General features: G+C 67.2%; 10 protein-coding genes. 3 read left to right on the forward strand and 7 right to left on the reverse strand.

Annotated features, from left to right (window positions below; translation table 11 throughout):
• Window positions 1–83: 83 nt before the first annotated feature.
• Together murJ and RM704_RS10840 are read right to left on the reverse strand one after the other, a co-directional pair.
• On the reverse strand, window positions 84–2,300 hold the full coding sequence (gene murJ / locus RM704_RS10835; RefSeq protein ID WP_033530662.1) for a murein biosynthesis integral membrane protein MurJ: 2,217 nt from the start codon (window positions 2,298–2,300) through the stop codon (window positions 84–86).
• 47 nt (window positions 2,301–2,347) lie between these two features.
• Window positions 2,348–4,756: a DUF6049 family protein gene (locus tag RM704_RS10840; RefSeq protein ID WP_033530663.1), complete on the reverse strand. Its 2,409-nt coding sequence runs from the start codon at window positions 4,754–4,756 to the stop codon at window positions 2,348–2,350.
• Between the two features lie 236 nt (window positions 4,757–4,992).
• Here RM704_RS10840 and RM704_RS10845 point away from each other — a divergent pair, with 236 nt between their 5' ends.
• Window positions 4,993–6,441 carry a CCA tRNA nucleotidyltransferase gene (locus RM704_RS10845; RefSeq protein WP_033530664.1) on the forward strand — a complete coding sequence of 483 codons (1,449 nt, stop codon included), beginning with the start codon at window positions 4,993–4,995 and terminating at the stop codon, window positions 6,439–6,441.
• 96 nt (window positions 6,442–6,537) lie between these two features.
• Here RM704_RS10845 and RM704_RS10850 read toward each other — a convergent pair whose 3' ends face one another.
• The 3 genes from RM704_RS10850 to RM704_RS10860 all read right to left on the reverse strand — a co-directional run bounded on the left by RM704_RS10850 (window position 6,538) and on the right by RM704_RS10860 (window position 9,713).
• Window positions 6,538–7,827 (reverse strand): MFS transporter, encoded by a 1,290-nt coding sequence (locus RM704_RS10850; RefSeq protein WP_033530665.1) that lies wholly within the window; start codon window positions 7,825–7,827, stop codon window positions 6,538–6,540.
• 78 nt (window positions 7,828–7,905) lie between these two features.
• Entirely contained in the window at window positions 7,906–8,988 is a 1,083-nt protein-coding gene (locus tag RM704_RS10855; RefSeq protein ID WP_033530666.1) for an inositol-3-phosphate synthase, read from the reverse strand.
• 44 nt (window positions 8,989–9,032) lie between these two features.
• Window positions 9,033–9,713 carry a PadR family transcriptional regulator gene (locus RM704_RS10860; RefSeq protein WP_033530667.1) on the reverse strand — a complete coding sequence of 227 codons (681 nt, stop codon included), beginning with the start codon at window positions 9,711–9,713 and terminating at the stop codon, window positions 9,033–9,035.
• Window positions 9,714–10,085: 372 nt separating this feature from the next.
• On the opposite strand from RM704_RS10860, the gene RM704_RS10865 reads away from it, so the two are divergent.
• Both RM704_RS10865 and RM704_RS10870 read left to right on the forward strand, forming a co-directional pair.
• Window positions 10,086–12,749, forward strand: coding sequence for a transglycosylase domain-containing protein (locus tag RM704_RS10865; protein WP_192829797.1), 2,664 nt, complete (start codon window positions 10,086–10,088; stop codon window positions 12,747–12,749).
• Between the two features lie 191 nt (window positions 12,750–12,940).
• On the forward strand, window positions 12,941–14,440 hold the full coding sequence (locus RM704_RS10870; RefSeq protein WP_033530669.1) for a glycosyltransferase family 87 protein: 1,500 nt from the start codon (window positions 12,941–12,943) through the stop codon (window positions 14,438–14,440).
• A 134-nt stretch (window positions 14,441–14,574) separates the two neighbouring features.
• Here the strand turns inward: RM704_RS10870 and RM704_RS10875 are convergent, their stop codons facing one another.
• Together RM704_RS10875 and femX are read right to left on the reverse strand one after the other, a co-directional pair.
• Window positions 14,575–15,606, reverse strand: coding sequence for an alanine racemase (locus RM704_RS10875; RefSeq protein ID WP_033530670.1), 1,032 nt, complete (start codon window positions 15,604–15,606; stop codon window positions 14,575–14,577).
• Window positions 15,607–15,671: 65 nt separating this feature from the next.
• Window positions 15,672–16,793: a peptidoglycan bridge formation glycyltransferase FemX gene (femX, locus tag RM704_RS10880; RefSeq protein WP_033530671.1), complete on the reverse strand. Its 1,122-nt coding sequence runs from the start codon at window positions 16,791–16,793 to the stop codon at window positions 15,672–15,674.
• Window positions 16,794–16,872: the final 79 nt, after the last annotated feature.

Raw genomic sequence — 16,872 nt, forward strand, 5'->3', positions numbered from 1 at the left:
AGACGCCAAAGCCAATTGTGCCCACAGTCCGCCGCTATGAGCGACACGCGTCGGCGGACGATGGTTGTGCGCGTACCCCAGCCTCAGCGCCCCAGCCGTCCCCGGACCATACCGACCATCGAGTTGAGCTCTTCGATGCGCATGCGTCGTGCGGCGACGTAGAAGACACCGAGCAGAACGATTCCTCCCCCGACGAGCGCGAGCATCGAACCACCGACGCCCTGTCCCAGGGACCGGCTGATGCCGTAGCAGGCCGCACCACTGAGCAGCGCCGCGGGCAACGAGGCGATGGACAGTCGCGCGTACGTGCGCATGACCCTGGAGCCGTCCAGGTCCCCGCCCAGCCGCTTCTTGAGGCGCCGCCAGGCCACGCCGACGCCGATCATGTACGCCAGACCGTACGAGGCCGCCATGCCGACCACGGCCCAGCGGGCCGGGATCACGAAGAAGCAGATCGCCGAGGCGCTCGCGTTGACGGCCGCCACGATGACCGTGTTGTAGAAGGGCGTCCGGGTGTCCTCGTACGCGTAGAAGGCGCGAAGGACGACGTACTGCACGGAGTACGGGATCAGGCCCAGCCCGAAGGCCATCAGCATGAAGCCCATGTTCGTCGCCGCGCCGGTGCCGGACGAACCGAAGATCAGCGTGCACATCGGGATGCCCAGCGAGACGAAGCCGAAGGCGATCGGCACGATCGCGACGGCCGTGGTGCGCAGACCTTGTGAGATGTCGTCACGCACGGCGCCGGCGTCGTTCTCGGCTGCCGAGCGCGAGATGCGGGGCAGGAGGGCGGCCATGAGCGAGACGGTGATGATGGCCTGCGGCAGGCCCCAGATGAGCTGTGCGTTGGCGTAGGCGCTGAAACCGGTGCCGGCGATCTTGGTTTCCGTGACCGCCGCGGTCGCCAACTGGGTGACGACAAGGGCGCCTGCCTGGTTGGCGAGGACGAACAGGATGGTCCACTTGGCGAGCATTGCGGCCTTGCCGAGACCATGCCCCTTCCAATCGAACCGCAGCCGCATCCGGAAGCCGGTCTCCCGCAGATACGGAATCATCGCGAGGGCCTGGACCACGAGTCCCAGGAGGATGCCGATACCCAGCAGCCGTTCGCCCTCCGGCGGGATGTTCTCGACCGTCATGCCGGAGTCCGCCGCGCTGCCGTAGACCCAGAGGAACGCGCCGAGGGTGACGATGATGACGATGTTGTTGAGGACCGGTGTCCACATCATCGCGCCGAACCGGCCGCGGGCGTTGAGGATCTGCCCCATCACCACATGGATGCCCATGAAGAAGATCGAGGGCAGGAAATAGCGGGTGAAGGTGACAGCGACGTCATTGGCCTGGGCGTCGGAGGCAAGAGGCGTCGACAGAGCGCGGACGAGAAGGGGTGCGGCGAACATGGCGAGCGCGGTGAGGAGGCCCAGGATCACCATGACCAGGGTCAACAGCCTGTTGGCATACGCCTCTCCGCCGTCCTCGTCGTCCTTCATGGCACGGACGAGCTGCGGCACAAAGACGGAGTTGAGGCCACCGCCGACGGTCAGAATGTAGATCATCGTCGGTAGCTGATAGGCGACCTGGAAGGACTCACCCAGCAGTGCGAGGCCCAACGCCGAGACGATCATCGCCGAACGGATGAACCCCGTGAGGCGCGAGACCATGGTGCCCGCCGCCATGACGGCGCTCGACTTCAGCAGGCCCGAGGCCCGCCCGCCCTTCTTCGCGGCGGGTGCGGGCGTGGGAACAGGTGCGGGCTCCTCGCGGTCCGGACGGCCCGCCCCGGGGCTCGGGGCCGGGGCCGGACCGGGAACGGACGGCTGCCCCACAGGGGAGCCGCCCTGCTGCTGGTCGCGGAAGAGATGGGCGAAGGCGTCAGGCTCGTGGCGCTCTTCACCGGCCTGCGTCACCAGGTCGTCCACGCCGACGAACTGGGTGGTACGGGCGTCGTCGCCGTACGGCAGATGCCGGGTCGGCCCCTCGGGCTCGGGCGCCGGCGTCTGGGCCCACACACGAGGGTCAGGCGCGTACTGCGGCGCCGACGGTTGCGCGTAGAGCGGCTGCTGCGGCTGGTAGGTGCCCGGGGTCGGCGGCGGGTGGGCGGCTCGGTCGTAGAGCGCCTCGGCCACCGGGTCCTGCGCGGCGAGATCCTGTGCGCGGTAGGGGTCCTGGTCGTAGGCGTCCTGGAGATACATGTCCGCGGGGGGCTGCGGCGGCACCTGGCCCGGCCCGGGCTGCGGGCCCTCGGGATATCCCGAGTCCGCCGCGCCTTGGCCGCGGTCACCGTCGTACGGCGCGTTCATGGTTACCCCACCTCATCGTTTCCGGGCCAACCGGCCACGACAATCGCTCAACGGTCCACTCTCTCACCCGTGCCGGACGGGTCGGCGCTTTCCGGAGCGGTGTCCGGTGCCGGGTCACTCGGGTGCTCCGGCTCATCTGCCCCGGACTTCACCGGGGGCTTCTCCTCGGCAGTGTGTACGACTGAGACCGCCTCGGTGTTCGCGTCGCCGTCCCTCCGGGCGCTCTCCGACGCCTCGTGGTCCGTCGGGGCTCCCTCTGTCTCCAGACGGGCGGCGGCGCGCTTGCGCTGGGTGTACATCCGGAATCCGGCGAGGACGAGGAGCAGGACGCCACCGGCGATGACCAGCATCACCGTCGCGGTGATCTCGGTGACGTTCACCGTGAATCTGACCTCGTCACCATATTTCTCGCCGTCCGCCGTGTAGAGCTGGGCGACGACGGTGACCGGCCCGTTGGCCTCGGCGTTGGTGGTGAACTTCACCGACTCACTGTGCCCGCCGGAGATGTCGACGGACTTCTCGGCGAAGTCGTCGTCATCGATCTTCAGACGCGTCGGTGCATTGGACGTGAGGCGCAGCGTCAGGTTGTCGACACCCTGCACGAGGTTGTTCTGCACGGTCACGGGGATCGTCGCGCTGCGGCCCGAGAGCTTCGTCTCGGACTTCTCGATCAACCGCACCTGCTCGGTGAGTGAGTTGAGGTACGTCTGGACGCCGTTGCGGTAGACCGCCGCGTCCATGGAACGGCCACGCCAGGAGGTGGACATCTCCCGGTCCATGGTCCTGCCGAAGGGCGTGACCACTCGGGACTGGTCGGAGAGGATCACCTTGAAGCGGTCGAGGTCGGCCTGCGTGGTCTGGATCTCCTCGAAAGCCGACTTCGGCAGCGCCTGCTTCCGCAGCGACGAGGGGTAGGCCGAGGCAGACGGGATCTTGGTGTTGGCGCTCGGATCGGGCTTCGCGGCAGCGGCAGCCGAGAGTTCCTGAGGCTGTGACCAGTTTCCACCCTGGAGCGCGGTGAGAGCCTGCGCCATCGTCTGTGCCTGGCTGGCCGACGGCATGCGCTGCGGAGCGATCACGATGCTGCGCTGCTTGCTGTTCTGGAGTTCCGTGGTCAGGCTCTGGGCGAGGAACCGCTGTACCGCCAGCGTGGAACTCTCGGCCTTCGTCATGTCGCCCTGGAAGGCCGTCGACAACCGGGCGTCCGCCACCACTGCCGTGGTGCCGCCGCCGATGGGCCGGGCCGCGCTGGGTGTGTAGGACAGGCTGCTGCTCTCCTGCAGGCTGTCGCTGCGGGCGATCACCTTGTCGGCGCCCGCCGAGATGGCGACCTTGACGATCGACGGGTCGACGGCACCGTTCACGGGCCAGGCGAAGTCCGTCTCCGGCTCGACCCGGAGGATGTTCTGGACCGTGTCGGAGGCCACATCGGTGGCGTCTTTCAGACGGCTGAGGGAGCCGGTGATCGTCTTGCCGTTGTGGGCCAGCGCAGCGAGGTCGGGGTCGGCGAAGGGCAGAGCGATCACCTCCTCGCCCTGAACCGCCGTTTCCAGCTGCGCCAGCCACTCCTTGGCTACGGCCTGATTCCGGCCCGCGACGGTCGTGCCCCCGCTGCGGACCTGGTAGCCGTCCGTCATGGCGACGACCGATGCCAGCAGGTCCGGATCGATCACCCAGGTGACGTCCAGATCCTTGCCGAGAGTCAGCATCTGCTCCAGACGTCCACCCGCGGAGATCTCCTTGGCCAGATCCTCGTTGAGGAAGACGGGCGTCTGCTGCTCGCCGGGGCCGGTCTCGGCCGTCAGATGGGTGTGGGAGATCAGAGGCCAGAGGTACGTCGTCTTCGTCTTGGCGTCCGACTCCTCGGGCTGCCACGGCAGGAACGTGCGCTGGATGCCGAGGACCTGGTCGTACTGAGCGGCGGCGGTCCTGCCCGAGAGGGAGACCCCCAGCTGATAGACACCGTCCGAGCCGAGATCCAGTTCCTTGACGGGTACCGAGATGGTGAACGGCTGGGCGACCCCGGAGGCGAGCGCGGAGAACTTCTCCACGTACTTGCCGCCGACCTCCGGCCCGTCGGCGTACTGCTCGAAGCCGGAGCGTTTGGCCGCTTCGTCGATCGACGAGCGGCCCGTCACGGCGGCCGGGGCCACACGCAGGCCCACATGGGCGTCCGTGACGGTCTGCTTGCCCTTGTTCGTGACCGTGCCCGAGACGGTGACAGTGTCGCCGTCGGTGGGCACGCTGGGGCTGAGCGAGTCGAGGGAGACCTCGACGGTGTTCGATCCCGTGGCCTCGGCCAGGGAGGCCTTCGGGGCCGCCTGCGCGGCCGGGGTCGCGGACAGCTGGAACAGGCCTGCCAACAGGGGGGCCCCAGCGACGAGGGCTCCGGTGCGCAGCAGCCACCGGCGGGCAGGTGAGGGACTCGTCCCTGGGAAGTCTGCCGCCTCGGCCACGCGCTCGCCCGTCCCTCGTCGTCGTCAGTGGTCGTCGGAATGTGCGTCCACGCATGGTAACGATGTGCGCTGAGGGGAAGTGCCGCGGTCCGCTCCACAAGATCGAGCGACGAGGCCGGGCTGTCCCCGTATGTGCACGTATCAAAGGGGTGGGTGAGGGGGCCATCTGCGCGAAGTCCTTGTGCACGTTCAATGGAGGCGACCGCGGCCACCGGCGCCCCGTACCCTTTTCAGTTGTGCCGAACGCCAACGAAGACATCAGTGCCCTGAGCCGGGTGCAGCGCCGCGCGGTGAGTGAACTGCTGCGGGTGTCCCCTGTCGCCGACGACCTTGCCCGCCGTTTCCAAGAGGCAGGGTTCTCGCTCGCCCTGGTCGGCGGTTCGGTCAGGGACGCGCTGCTCGGTCGGCTCGGCAACGACCTGGACTTCACGACGGACGCCCGCCCCGAGGACGTGCTGAGGATCGTGCGCCCCTGGGCTGACGCCGTCTGGGAGGTCGGGATCGCGTTCGGCACGGTGGGCGCTCAGAAGGACGGCTACCAGATCGAGGTCACGACCTACCGTTCCGAGGCGTACGACCGGACCTCGCGCAAGCCTGAGGTCTCGTACGGCGACTCGATCGAGGACGATCTCGTACGCCGTGACTTCACTGTGAACGCGATGGCGGTGGCCCTCCCTGAGAAGGAGTTCATCGACCCGCACGGCGGGCTGGAGGACCTCTCGGCGCGCGTACTGCGGACCCCTGGCACACCTGAGGCGTCTTTCTCCGACGACCCGCTGCGCATGATGAGGGCCGCACGGTTCGCCGCCCAGCTGGACTTCGAGGTGGCCCCCGAGGTCGTCTCGGCGATGACCGACATGGCCGGTCGCCTCGAGATCGTCTCGGCGGAGCGGGTGCGGGACGAGCTGAACAAGCTGATCCTTTCCGCTCACCCTCGTGAGGGCCTGACCCTGCTGGTCGACACCGGCCTCGCCGAGTACGTCCTGCCCGAGCTGCCGGCGTTGCGACTGGAACGTGACGAGCATCATCGGCACAAGGATGTCTACGACCACACGTTGATCGTCCTGGAGCAGGCGATCGCGCTCGAGGAGAGCGGACCGGACCTCACGCTGAGGCTCGCCGCGCTGCTGCACGACATCGGCAAGCCCCGCACCCGTCGTTTCGAGAGCGACGGCCGGGTCTCCTTCCACCACCACGAGGTCGTGGGCGCCAAGATGACCAAGAAGCGCATGACAGCCCTCAAGTACTCCAACGACTACATCAGGGACGTCTCGCGGCTGGTGGAACTCCACCTGCGCTTCCACGGGTACGGCACCGGCGAGTGGACGGACTCCGCTGTCCGCCGCTACGTGCGCGACGCGGGCCCGCTGCTCGACCGCCTCCACAAACTGACCCGCTCCGACTGCACCACGCGGAACAAACGCAAGGCGAATGCTCTCTCCCGGGCGTACGACGGCCTTGAGGAGCGCATCGCCCAGCTCCAGGAGCAGGAGGAACTGGACGCCATCCGCCCGGATCTCGACGGCAACCAGATCATGGAGATCCTGGGCGTCGGTCCCGGCCCGGTGATCGGGCAGGCGTACAAGTTCCTGCTGGAGCTGCGTCTGGAGCACGGGCCGATGGAACACGACGAGGCCGTGACAGCGCTCAAGGAGTGGTGGGCTCAGGCCTCCCAGGTTTCCTGACGGCGGGTCGGTAGTCGTCTTCGATCCGCATCAGCGCGGTGCGATGTTTCACGTGAAACAGAGAGCGATGTTTCACGTGAAACATCGCTCTCTGTTTCAGTGCTGCCGCGCCAAGCCGAAGCGGGCCATGGCCGCAGCGATCACTCCATAGATCACCGCCACGGTGATCACCAGAGCGGTGGAGCGGCCGTCCGGCGGGAGCATCAGCGCGGCCACGGCAGCGGCGCCTACGAAGGCGATGTTGAACAGGACGTCGTAAAGGGAGAAGATCCGGCCCCGGTATCCGTCCTCGACGGAGGACTGGACGATCGTGTCCGTCGCGATCTTCGCTCCCTGTGTGACCAGGCCCAGGACGAACGCCGCGATCAATATGGGCACTTCCGTGAAGGGCAAGCCGAGCGCCGGTTCCAGCACGGCGGCGGCCGCGGAGCAGGTCACGATCCAGAGGCCGGGGCCCAGCCTCCCCGCGGCCCAGGGTGTGATCACCGCCGCCGTGAAGAATCCCGCTCCCGAGATGCCCACAGCGAGACCGAGGAGGGCCAGCCCCTCGTCGGATGCGGACCCTCCAGCGCTGTCGGACGACCAGGCATAGCGGCAGAGCATGAGCACCATGACGGTCAGGGCGCCGTAGCAGAAGCGCATCAGCGTCATCGAGGCCAGCGCCCAGGCAGCGGCCCGCCGTTTTGGCTCGGTGAGATGTCGTACACCCGAGACCAGACCCCGTGCGGTGCCGGCGACGGCCGCCCCCAGTCGGGGCTGGACCAGCTCGGGATCCGGGCCGAGCAGCTCCCGGGCGATACGTAGAGAGGCCAGAGCCGCGCAGAGGTAGAGGCCCGCGCCGAGGAGAACCACTGCGGCGTCGGAATCCGATGCCACCAGCCGCACGGCGAAGGCGAGTCCGCCGCCGGCGGTCGCGGCGAGCGTTCCGGCTGTCGGGGACAGCGAGTTGGCGACCACCAGGCGGTCGGCGTCGACCACACGCGGCAGAGCGGCGGAGAGGCCGGCCAGGACGAAGCGGTTGACCGCTGTGACGCAGAGGGCGGAGACGTAGAAGAGCCAGTCGGGTACGTGGCTCAGGACCAGGACGGCTGTCACCGAAGCCAGCACGGCGCGGAGGAGGTTGCCGTAGAGCAGGACCTGGCGGCGTCGCCAGCGGTCGAGCAGGACTCCGGCGAAGGGGCCGACGAGGGAGTACGGAAGGAGGAGGACCGCCATCGCGGAGGCGATCGCGGCTGCCGACGTCTGCTTCTCGGGCGAGAAGACGACGTACGCGGCCAACGCGACCTGGTAGACGCCGTCGGCTCCCTGGGACAGCAGCCGTACAGCCAGCAAATGCCGGAAGTCCCGGAAACGGAGCAGGACGCGCAGGTCGCGCACGACGGACATGGGGCACAGCCTCACATATGCGGAGGGTCCCCGGGCACCTGACCCGGGGACCCTCAACAGCCCGTCACGAACGCCTGATCAGCGCTCGACCTCGCCCTTGATGAACTTCTCGACGTTCTCACGGGCCTGGTCGTCGAAGTACTGCACCGGCGGGGACTTCATGAAGTACGACGACGCCGACAGGATCGGGCCGCCGATGCCACGGTCCTTGGCGATCTTCGCGGCGCGCAGCGCGTCGATGATGACACCGGCGGAGTTCGGGGAGTCCCAGACCTCCAGCTTGTACTCCAGGTTCAGCGGGACGTCACCGAAGGCACGGCCCTCGAGACGGACGTACGCCCACTTGCGGTCGTCGAGCCAGGCGACGTAGTCCGACGGGCCGATGTGGACGTTCTTCTCGCCGAGCTCCCGGTCAGGGATCTGGGAGGTGACGGCCTGAGTCTTGGAGATCTTCTTGGACTCCAGGCGGTCACGCTCCAACATGTTCTTGAAGTCCATGTTGCCGCCGACGTTCAGCTGCATCGTGCGGTCGAGGATCACACCGCGGTCCTCGAACAGCTTCGCCATGACGCGGTGCGTGATGGTGGCGCCCACCTGCGACTTGATGTCGTCACCGATGATCGGGACGCCCGCCTCGGTGAACTTGTCCGCCCACTCCTTGGTGCCGGCGATGAAGACCGGAAGGGCGTTGACGAAGGCGACCTTGGCGTCGATGGCGCACTGGGCGTAGAACTTTGCCGCGTCCTCGGAACCGACGGGCAGGTAGCAGACGAGGACGTCGACCTGCCTGTCCTTGAGGATCTGGACCACGTCGACCGGAGCCTCGGAAGACTCCTCGATGGTCTCGCGGTAGTACTTGCCGAGGCCGTCCAGCGTGTGGCCGCGTTGCACGGTCACACCGGTGCTCGGCACGTCACAGATCTTGATCGTGTTGTTCTCGGAGGCGCCGATGGCGTCCGCGAGGTCCAGACCGACCTTTTTGGCGTCGACGTCGAAGGCGGCGACGAACTCCACGTCACTGACGTGGTACTCACCGAACCGCACGTGCATGAGACCCGGCACCCTGGACGCCGGGTCGGCGTCCTTGTAGTACTCGACTCCCTGCACCAGCGACGCGGCGCAGTTGCCCACACCGACGACGGCTACGCGAACCGAACCCATTCCGGTTGCTCCCTGTGTGTACGAGTGAGGTCCTGGCAGGGACCTCACGTGGTGGTGTCGCCGGGCGCATCCGGTCCGGGGGCGTCCCCGGACCGGGGCAGGGCGCCCGGCGCTCCCTCTGTGGTGTCGCGAGCGGGATCTCCTTGGGCGGGGCCCTTCAGGTCCCGGCCTGCCCGCTCGCTCTCGATGAGCTCGTTCAGCCAGCGCACTTCGCGCTCCACGGACTCCATCCCGTGGCGCTGGAGCTCAAGCGTGTAGTCGTCGAGGCGCTCGCGGGTGCGTGTCAGAGAGACGCGCATTTTGTCCAGCCGTTCCTCCAAACGGCTGCGACGGCCCTCCAGGACGCGCATACGCACATCCCGGGAGGTCTGCCCGAAGAACGCGAAGCGAGCGGCGAAGTGCTCATCCTCGTAAGCGTCGGGACCCGTCTGCGAGAGCAGCTCCTCGAAGTGCTCCTTACCTTCCGCCGTCAACCGGTAGACGATCTTGGCGCGGCGACCCGAGAGCGGGGCGGCGGCAGCGTCCTCCGGGGTACCACCCGACTCCTCGATCAACCAGCCGTTGGCGACCAGCGTCTTGAGGCAGGGGTAGAGCGTCCCGTAGCTGAACGCCCGGAACACACCCAACGACGTGTTGAGTCGTTTGCGCAGCTCATAGCCGTGCATCGGGGCTTCGCGGAGCAGACCGAGGACGGCGAACTCGAGTATTCCGGAGCGCCGGCTCATCGTCGCCTCCCGTCTCCCGCTGACCTGCCGACACGATGTATGCCGAGCTGATGTATCGACTCGATACATCAAGACGATAGAACGCCCCTACGGCTGCGACAAGTGGGGATCCGGTGAACGGGGTCACATCACCGATTAGTAGGAAGCAAGTTGCCTGTTTTGGGGTGAAGTTCGGTGCTCAGTGGGTTTTGGCGGTGCGTAGTCTGTGCGGCATGCACACCACTGGGAACCGAGTGACGTTTGAGCACGTCGTCGTCCTGGGTGCGGTACGGATGAATGCCAACACGACCGCATCCGTACTTCGGGGGGACCGGAAACCAGCCGCCGTTTCCAGGCGCGCACGGGTGCGCCTGCCCGAGGAGTAGTCGTTCGATGAGCGAGCACCGTCGCAAACCGCCGCAGCCGCAGGGAGGCGGACGTGCCGCGGCCCGACGCGGCCAGTCGGCTTCCTCCGGCCGCCGCGCGGCACCGCGGGGCGCCAGCGGGTCACTTTCCGATACATACGCTGCGGGAGGTGAGGAGTCCCCGTACGAGGGACGCGCAGCGACTCGACGTGCGGCGCAGAGAAGTACCGGCGCCGGTCCGGGCGGCAGCCGTCGTAGAGCGGCTGAGCCCGCAGGGCGCGGGCCGGGTCGTGGCCGAGGACGCGCCGCCCCGCCCGGCAAAAAGCGCTTCATCGACTATCCGCGCGCCGGTAAGTACGGGGCGATGCGGTGGGTGCCTTCGTGGCGCCAGGTGACAGGGCTGTTCATCGGGTTCTTCGGCTGCCTCGTGGCGGCGGCCGGCATCGGGTACGCGGTTGTGGCCGTACCCGACCCCGCTCAGGCCGCGACAGCGCAGAACAACGTCTACTACTGGTCGGACGGCTCGCAGATGGTCGCGACGGGTGGTGAGGTCAACCGTCAGATCATCGCGTACGAGAAGATCCCCAAGGCGATGCGCTACGCCGTCATGTCGGCCGAGAACAAGACGTTCGAGACCGACAGCGGCGTCGACCCGATGGGAATCGCCCGCGCCGTCGTCAACATGGCCAAGGGCGGTCAGACGCAGGGCGGCTCGACCATCACCCAGCAGTACGTGAAGAACGCCATGCTCGACGACCAGTCGCAGACGCTGTCCCGGAAGGTGAAGGAACTCTTCATCTCGGTGAAGGTGGGCGCCTCCGTCGACAAGGACGAGATCATGCGCGGCTACCTGAACACCGCCTACTTCGGCCGTGGCGCCTATGGTCTCCAGGCGGCCGCCCGCACCTACTTCGACAAGAGCGCGGAGAAGCTCAACCCAAGCGAGTGCGCCTTCCTCGCCGCGGTTCTCAAGGGCGCGACGTACTACGACCCGGCAGGGGCGACCGCGATCGACCCGGCCGCCACGTCGGAGGCGAACACCAAGCGGGCCACGGAACGTTGGGGTTGGATCCTCAACGAGATGGTCAAGGACAAGCACCTGTCCCAGGCCGAGAAGGCCAAGTACCCCAACTTCCCCAAGATCCAGCGTCCGCGCTCCAACGCGCAGCTGGGCGGCCAAATCGGTTACCTGGTCGACACGGCCAAGGGTTACATCCTCAACAACACCAACATCACGCAGAAGCAGCTCGAGCAGGGCGGCTACGAGATCCACACGACCTTCGACAAGAAGAAGGTCAAGGAACTCGAGAAGGCCGTGACGAAGGTCCGTAAGGAGAACATCAAGCCCGACCTGCGCCCGAAGACCGACACCCATGTGCAGTTCGGCGGCGCGTCGGTGAACCCGAAGTCGGGAGCCATCGAGGCGATCTACGGGGGCGAGGACGCCACCAAGCACTTCACCAACAACGCCGACGTCACCGGAGCGCAGGTCGGCTCGGTGTTCAAGCCTTATGTCCTGGCGGCGGCCATGACCTGGGGCAAACGTGACCCCGACCTCGACCCCGACCAGGCGCAGGACGAACGCACCATCGTCTCGCCGAAGAGCCTCTACAGCGGGAAGAACAACCTCAAGATCAGGGACTACAACGGCGACATCTGGACCAACGAAGAGGGGAAGGAGTGGCTGCAGGCCAACGATGGCGACGAGTCGTACGGCAGCCCGCCGAAATATCAGATCGATCTCCGTGAGGCGATGCGGGTCTCGGCGAACTCCCCCTACGTGCAGCTGGGTATGGATGTCGGCCTCGAGCGCGTGAAGGAGGCGGCCATGGAGGCGGGCCTCAAGGAGGGCAGCCTGACCGGCACGAGCTTCCCGTCCTTCTCGATCGGTATCTCCGACCCGAGTGCGATCCGCATGGCGGGTTCGTACGCGACCTTCGCCGCCAGTGGTAAGCAGAACGAACCGTTCTCGGTGAAGACTGTCGAGTACGAGGGGCTGACCAGGTTCGACCATGAGGACATTGCGGAATCCAAGCGTGCCTTCACATCGAAGGTCGCTGACAACGTGACCGACGTCCTCAAGACTGTCGTCGAGGAGGGAACCGGCACGTCGGCTCAGCTGGACGGTCGTGAGGTCGCGGGCAAGACCGGCACCACCGACGGCAACAAGTCAGCCTGGTTCGTCGGGTACACCCCGCAGTTGTCGACGGCGATCAGCATGTACCGCATGGACGACGACGAGTCGAACAAGAACCGCACGTTCCTGGAGATGTACGGCACGGGTGGCCAGGAGACGATCCACGGTGCCTCGTTCCCGGCCGAGATCTGGCACGACTACATGGAGGACGCGCTCAAGGGCCAGCCGGCGGAGGACTTCCCGGAGCCGGAGCCGATCGGTGTGATCGTCAACGACGACCCGGAGCCGACGCCGACCCCGACGGTGACCGAGTCGGAGGAGGAGTCGCCCGAGCCGAGCCCGACGCCGACCGAGAGTGAGATCCTGCCTTCGCCGACGCCCAGCGAGACCTGCCGCAACCCGTTCAACCCCACCTGCGAGGAGCCTGGCGGTACCGAGACGGGCGGCACGGACACCGGGGGAATCGACGGCGGGGTGACTGCGACACCGTCGGAGTCGGAGGACGATTCGAGAGGCAACCAGAACGGGGGCCTCTTCGGAGGCAACGACGGGTAGCGCCCTCCCCGGCAGGATGTTTCACGTGAAACATGGGCCACCGCACCGATCCGGTGCGGTGGCCCTCGCCGTATGCGCGCGAGACCCGATCAGGGTGCGACCTATGTTTCACGTGAAACACAGGCCGCCGAATACGACGGGATGCGATGGTCCTCGGCGTATTCCTAGACGCGTACGGCAGGATGTGCGGCATGCCCAGTGCAGAGACGACGCGAGTGAGCACGGACGAGCCAGAGCCGGTGCGGCCCACCAGGGAGGACGAGGTCGCTTTGACCGGCAGTGAGCTGATCGGCGGCCCCATCGGGCGCCGGGCACTGCTCGGCACGTCCTGGTGGACGCCGGTACGGGTCGTCGCACTGGTGGCCATCGGCATGTTCGCGCTGGGCATGGTGCAGAAGTTGCCCTGCTACGACGGTGCCTGGTTCTTCGGAGCCAGCTCCCAGTACACGCACGCCTGCTACTCGGACATCCCGCATCTCTACCAGGGCCGTGGCTTCGCGGACGGACTCGTGCCGTACTTCGACAAGATCCCCGGCGACATGGAGTACCTGGAGTACCCGGTACTGACCGGTGTGTTCATGGAGGTCGCCGCGTGGCTCACCCCGGGCAGCGGCACCATCCAGGACCAGGAGCAGTGGTACTGGATGGTCAACGCCGGGATGCTGATGGTGTGTGCCGCGGTCATCGCGGTCTGCTGCGCGCGCATTCACCGCCGGCGTCCGTGGGACGGCCTTCTGGTGGCCCTGGCGCCCGCTTTCGCACTGACCGCCACCATCAACTGGGACCTCCTCGCGGTGGCTCTGCTGGCCGCCGCGATGCTGATGTGGTCACGTCGGCGGCCCCTCGCCTTCGGCGTGCTGGTCGGGCTCGCCACGGCCGCCAAGTTCTACCCGTTCCTGGTACTCGGACCGCTCTTCGTGTTGTGCTGGCGAGCGGGCAAGTGGCGCGCGTTCGCGACCGCTCTGCTCGGTGCTGTGGGGGCCTGGCTCGCGGTGAACCTTCCGGTGATGTTGCTGGCGCCCGAGGGGTGGTCGAAGTTCTACCGCTTCAGCCAGGAGCGCGGTGTGGACTTCGGTTCCTTCTTTCTCGTCATCTCGCAACGGGTGAACATCCAGATCACCGCCGAGACGGCGAACGCGTACGCGATGGTCTCGATGGTGCTCGTCTGCGTCGGTCTCGTCGCGCTCACGCTCACCGCCCCGCGCCGCCCACGCTTCGCTCAGCTCGCCTTCCTGATCGTCGCGGCCTTCATCCTCACCAACAAGGTCTACTCGCCGCAGTACGTCCTCTGGCTGGTCCCGCTCGCCGCCCTGGCCCGGCCCCGCTGGCGGGACTTCCTGATCTGGCAGGCCTGCGAGGTGGCGTACTTCCTGGGGATCTGGATGTACCTCGCGTACACGACCAGCGGAGACGCTCACAAGGGCCTGCCCGCCGAGGGCTACCAACTCGCCATCATGGCCCACCTGTTGGGCACGCTCTACCTGTGCGTCGTCGTCGTGTGCGACATCTTCCTGCCCGAGCGGGACGTGGTCCGCAGGGCTGGTGACGACGATCCCTCCGGCGGAGTGCTCGACGGTGCGGAGGATGTCCATGTGTACGGTGCGGCAGCCCACCCCCCGAGACACGCGATGCCCTTCGAAGGGCCTCAGGTGGAATGGGGCAGCCGTGGCCCGGGAGGCAGTTCGCTCTGAGCGAACAGGGCGAGAGAGGCGACGCTGGGACGAATGTGGAGGGCCGGACACGAGATCTCGTGTCCGGCCCTCCACATTCGTCCCAGCGGGCTGATCCGTTCGGCGCCCGGCTCCTGCGCCGTCCGGGCAAGGGCTCAGCGGTCGACGATCCGGTCGAACTGCGTGGTGGTGTGCCGCAGATGAGCCACCAGTTCCTCGCCGACCTTCGGCTCCGGGGCGTCCGACGGCACGAAGAGGATCGACACCTGCATGTGCGGCGGCTCGGCGAACCAGCGCTGCTTGCCGCCCCAGACGAACGGAGAAAGGTTCCGGTTGACCGTGGCGAGGCCCGCTCGGGCGACGCCCTTGGCGCGCGGCATGACGCCGTGCAGTGCCTTTGGGGCCTCCAAGCCCACTCCGTGCGACGTACCGCCTGCCACGACCACCAGGAAGCCGTCGGAGGCCGCCTTCTGTTGCCGGTAGCCGAAGCGGTCGCCCTTGGCGACGCGGGTGACGTCCAGCACGGCGCCGCGGTACTCGGTCGCCTCGTGGTCGCCCAGCCACAACCGTGTGCCGATGCGGGCCCGGAAGCGGGTCTGCGGGAACTGCTGCTGGAGGCGGATGAGGTCCTCGGACTTGAGGTGGCTGACGAACATGGTGTGCAGCGGCAGGCGGGCCGCGCGCAACCGGTCCATCCAGCCGATGACCTCCTCGACGGCGTCCGAGCCGTCGGTGCGGTCCAGGGGCAGGTGGATGGCGAAGCCCTCCAGGCGCACATTCTCTATGGCCGCGTGGAGCTGGGGCAGCTCCTGCTCGCTCACCCCGTGCCGCTTCATCGAGGACATGACCTCGATGACGACTCGGGCGCCCACGAGGCCGTACACGCCGTCGACCGACGAGACGGAGCGAATGACGCGGTCGGGCAGGGGGACGGGCTCCTCAGCGCGCCGGTAAGGCGTCAGCACCAGCAGGTCACCGCTGAACCAGTCCTTGATCCGGGCGGCCTCGTACGTGGTACCGACGGCAAGGATGTCCGACCCGAGACGCGTGGCCTCTTCCGCCAGCTTCTCGTGCCCGAAGCCGTAGCCGTTGCCCTTGCAGACGGGGACGAGTCCCGGGAACTGCTCCTGAACGTGCTTGTGGTGTGCCCGCCAGCGCGCGGTGTCGACGTACAGCGTGAGCGCCATGGACGGTCCCGGAACCTTTCTCGTGGCTGCGGTGTATCAGAGGTATGGAAGCAAAAACGGGGGCGTCAGCGGCGCGACATGTAGATGTCGAGCGCCTTGTGGAGCAGCTTGTTCAGCGGGAAGTCCCACTCGCCGAGGTATTCGGCGGCCTGGCCGCCCGTGCCCACCTTGAACTGGATCAGGCCGAAGAGGTGATCCGTCTCGTCCAGCGAGTCGGAGATGCCTCGCAGGTCGTAGACGGTCGCGCCGAGAGCGTAGGCGTCGCGCAGCATGCGCCATTGCATCGCGTTCGAGGGCCGGACCTCACGGCCGATGTTGTCCGAGGCTCCGTAGGAGTACCAGACGTGTCCGCCGACGACGAGCATGGTCGCCGCAGACAGGTTCACGCCGTTGTGCCGGGCGAAGTAGAGGCGCATGCGGTTGGGGTCCTCGGTGTTGAGGGCCGTCCACATGCGCTGGAAGTACGACAACGGGCGGGGCCGGAACCGGTCGCGCACGGCCGTGATCTCGTACAGCCGCTGCCACTCCTCCAGGTCGTGGTAGCCGCCCTGGACGACCTCGACGCCGGCCTTTTCGGCCTTCTTGATGTTGCGGCGCCACAACTGGTTGAAGTTCTTGTGGACTTCTTCCAGGGATCGGTTGGCGAGCGGCACCTGGTAGACGTAGCGCGGCTGCACGTCACCGAAGCCGGCCCCGCCGTCCTCCCCCTGCTGCCAACCCATACGGCGCAGCTTGTCGGCGACCTCGAAGGCCCGCGGCTCGATGAAGTCGGCCTCGATGTCGCGCAGGCGCTTCACGTCCGGGTTCTGGATGCCCGCCTTGATGGAGGTGGCCTCCCAGCGCCGGATGATCACCGGCGGGCCCATCTTCACCGAGAAGGCGCCCTGGTGCTTGAGATGCGCGAGCATCGGCTCCAGCCAGTCGGTGAGATTCGGCGCGAACCAGTTGATGACCGGGCCCTCGGGCAGATAGGCGAGGTAGCGCTTGATCTTGGGCAGCTGGCGGTACAGCACCAGGCCGGCGCCGACCATCTCGCCGGTCTTGTCATCGAACCACCCGAGGCTCTCGGAGCGCCACTCGGCCTTGACGTCGGCCCAGGCCGGGACCTGCATGTGGCTAGCCGAGGGCAGGCTCTGGATGTATGCCAGATGCTGCTCACGGCTGATCGTCCTCAGGGTCAGGCTCATTCAGGGCGCTCCTCGGGCTGGTGTGTCCCCATGGGTACAGGGGCTCCGGCTCTCGCGCCGAAGCCTACTGCGCCCTGCG

Origin of the sequence: Streptomyces gottesmaniae (assembly GCF_031845845.1) — a bacterium.
GTDB lineage: Bacteria > Actinomycetota > Actinomycetes > Streptomycetales > Streptomycetaceae > Streptomyces > Streptomyces akebiae.

Excerpts from the sequence above, each read along its gene's own strand:
- murJ (WP_033530662.1), bottom strand. The coding sequence starts at position 2,300 with ATGAACGCGCCGTACGACGGTGACCGCGGCCAAGGCGCGGCGGACTCG.
- RM704_RS10850 (WP_033530665.1), bottom strand. The coding sequence starts at position 7,827 with ATGTCCGTCGTGCGCGACCTGCGCGTCCTGCTCCGTTTCCGGGACTTC.
- RM704_RS10855 (WP_033530666.1), bottom strand. The coding sequence starts at position 8,988 with ATGGGTTCGGTTCGCGTAGCCGTCGTCGGTGTGGGCAACTGCGCCGCG.
- RM704_RS10860 (WP_033530667.1), bottom strand. The coding sequence starts at position 9,713 with ATGAGCCGGCGCTCCGGAATACTCGAGTTCGCCGTCCTCGGTCTGCTC.
- RM704_RS10865 (WP_192829797.1), top strand. The coding sequence starts at position 10,086 with ATGAGCGAGCACCGTCGCAAACCGCCGCAGCCGCAGGGAGGCGGACGT.
- RM704_RS10870 (WP_033530669.1), top strand. The coding sequence starts at position 12,941 with ATGCCCAGTGCAGAGACGACGCGAGTGAGCACGGACGAGCCAGAGCCG.
- RM704_RS10875 (WP_033530670.1), bottom strand. The coding sequence starts at position 15,606 with ATGGCGCTCACGCTGTACGTCGACACCGCGCGCTGGCGGGCACACCAC.
- femX (WP_033530671.1), bottom strand. The coding sequence starts at position 16,793 with ATGAGCCTGACCCTGAGGACGATCAGCCGTGAGCAGCATCTGGCATAC.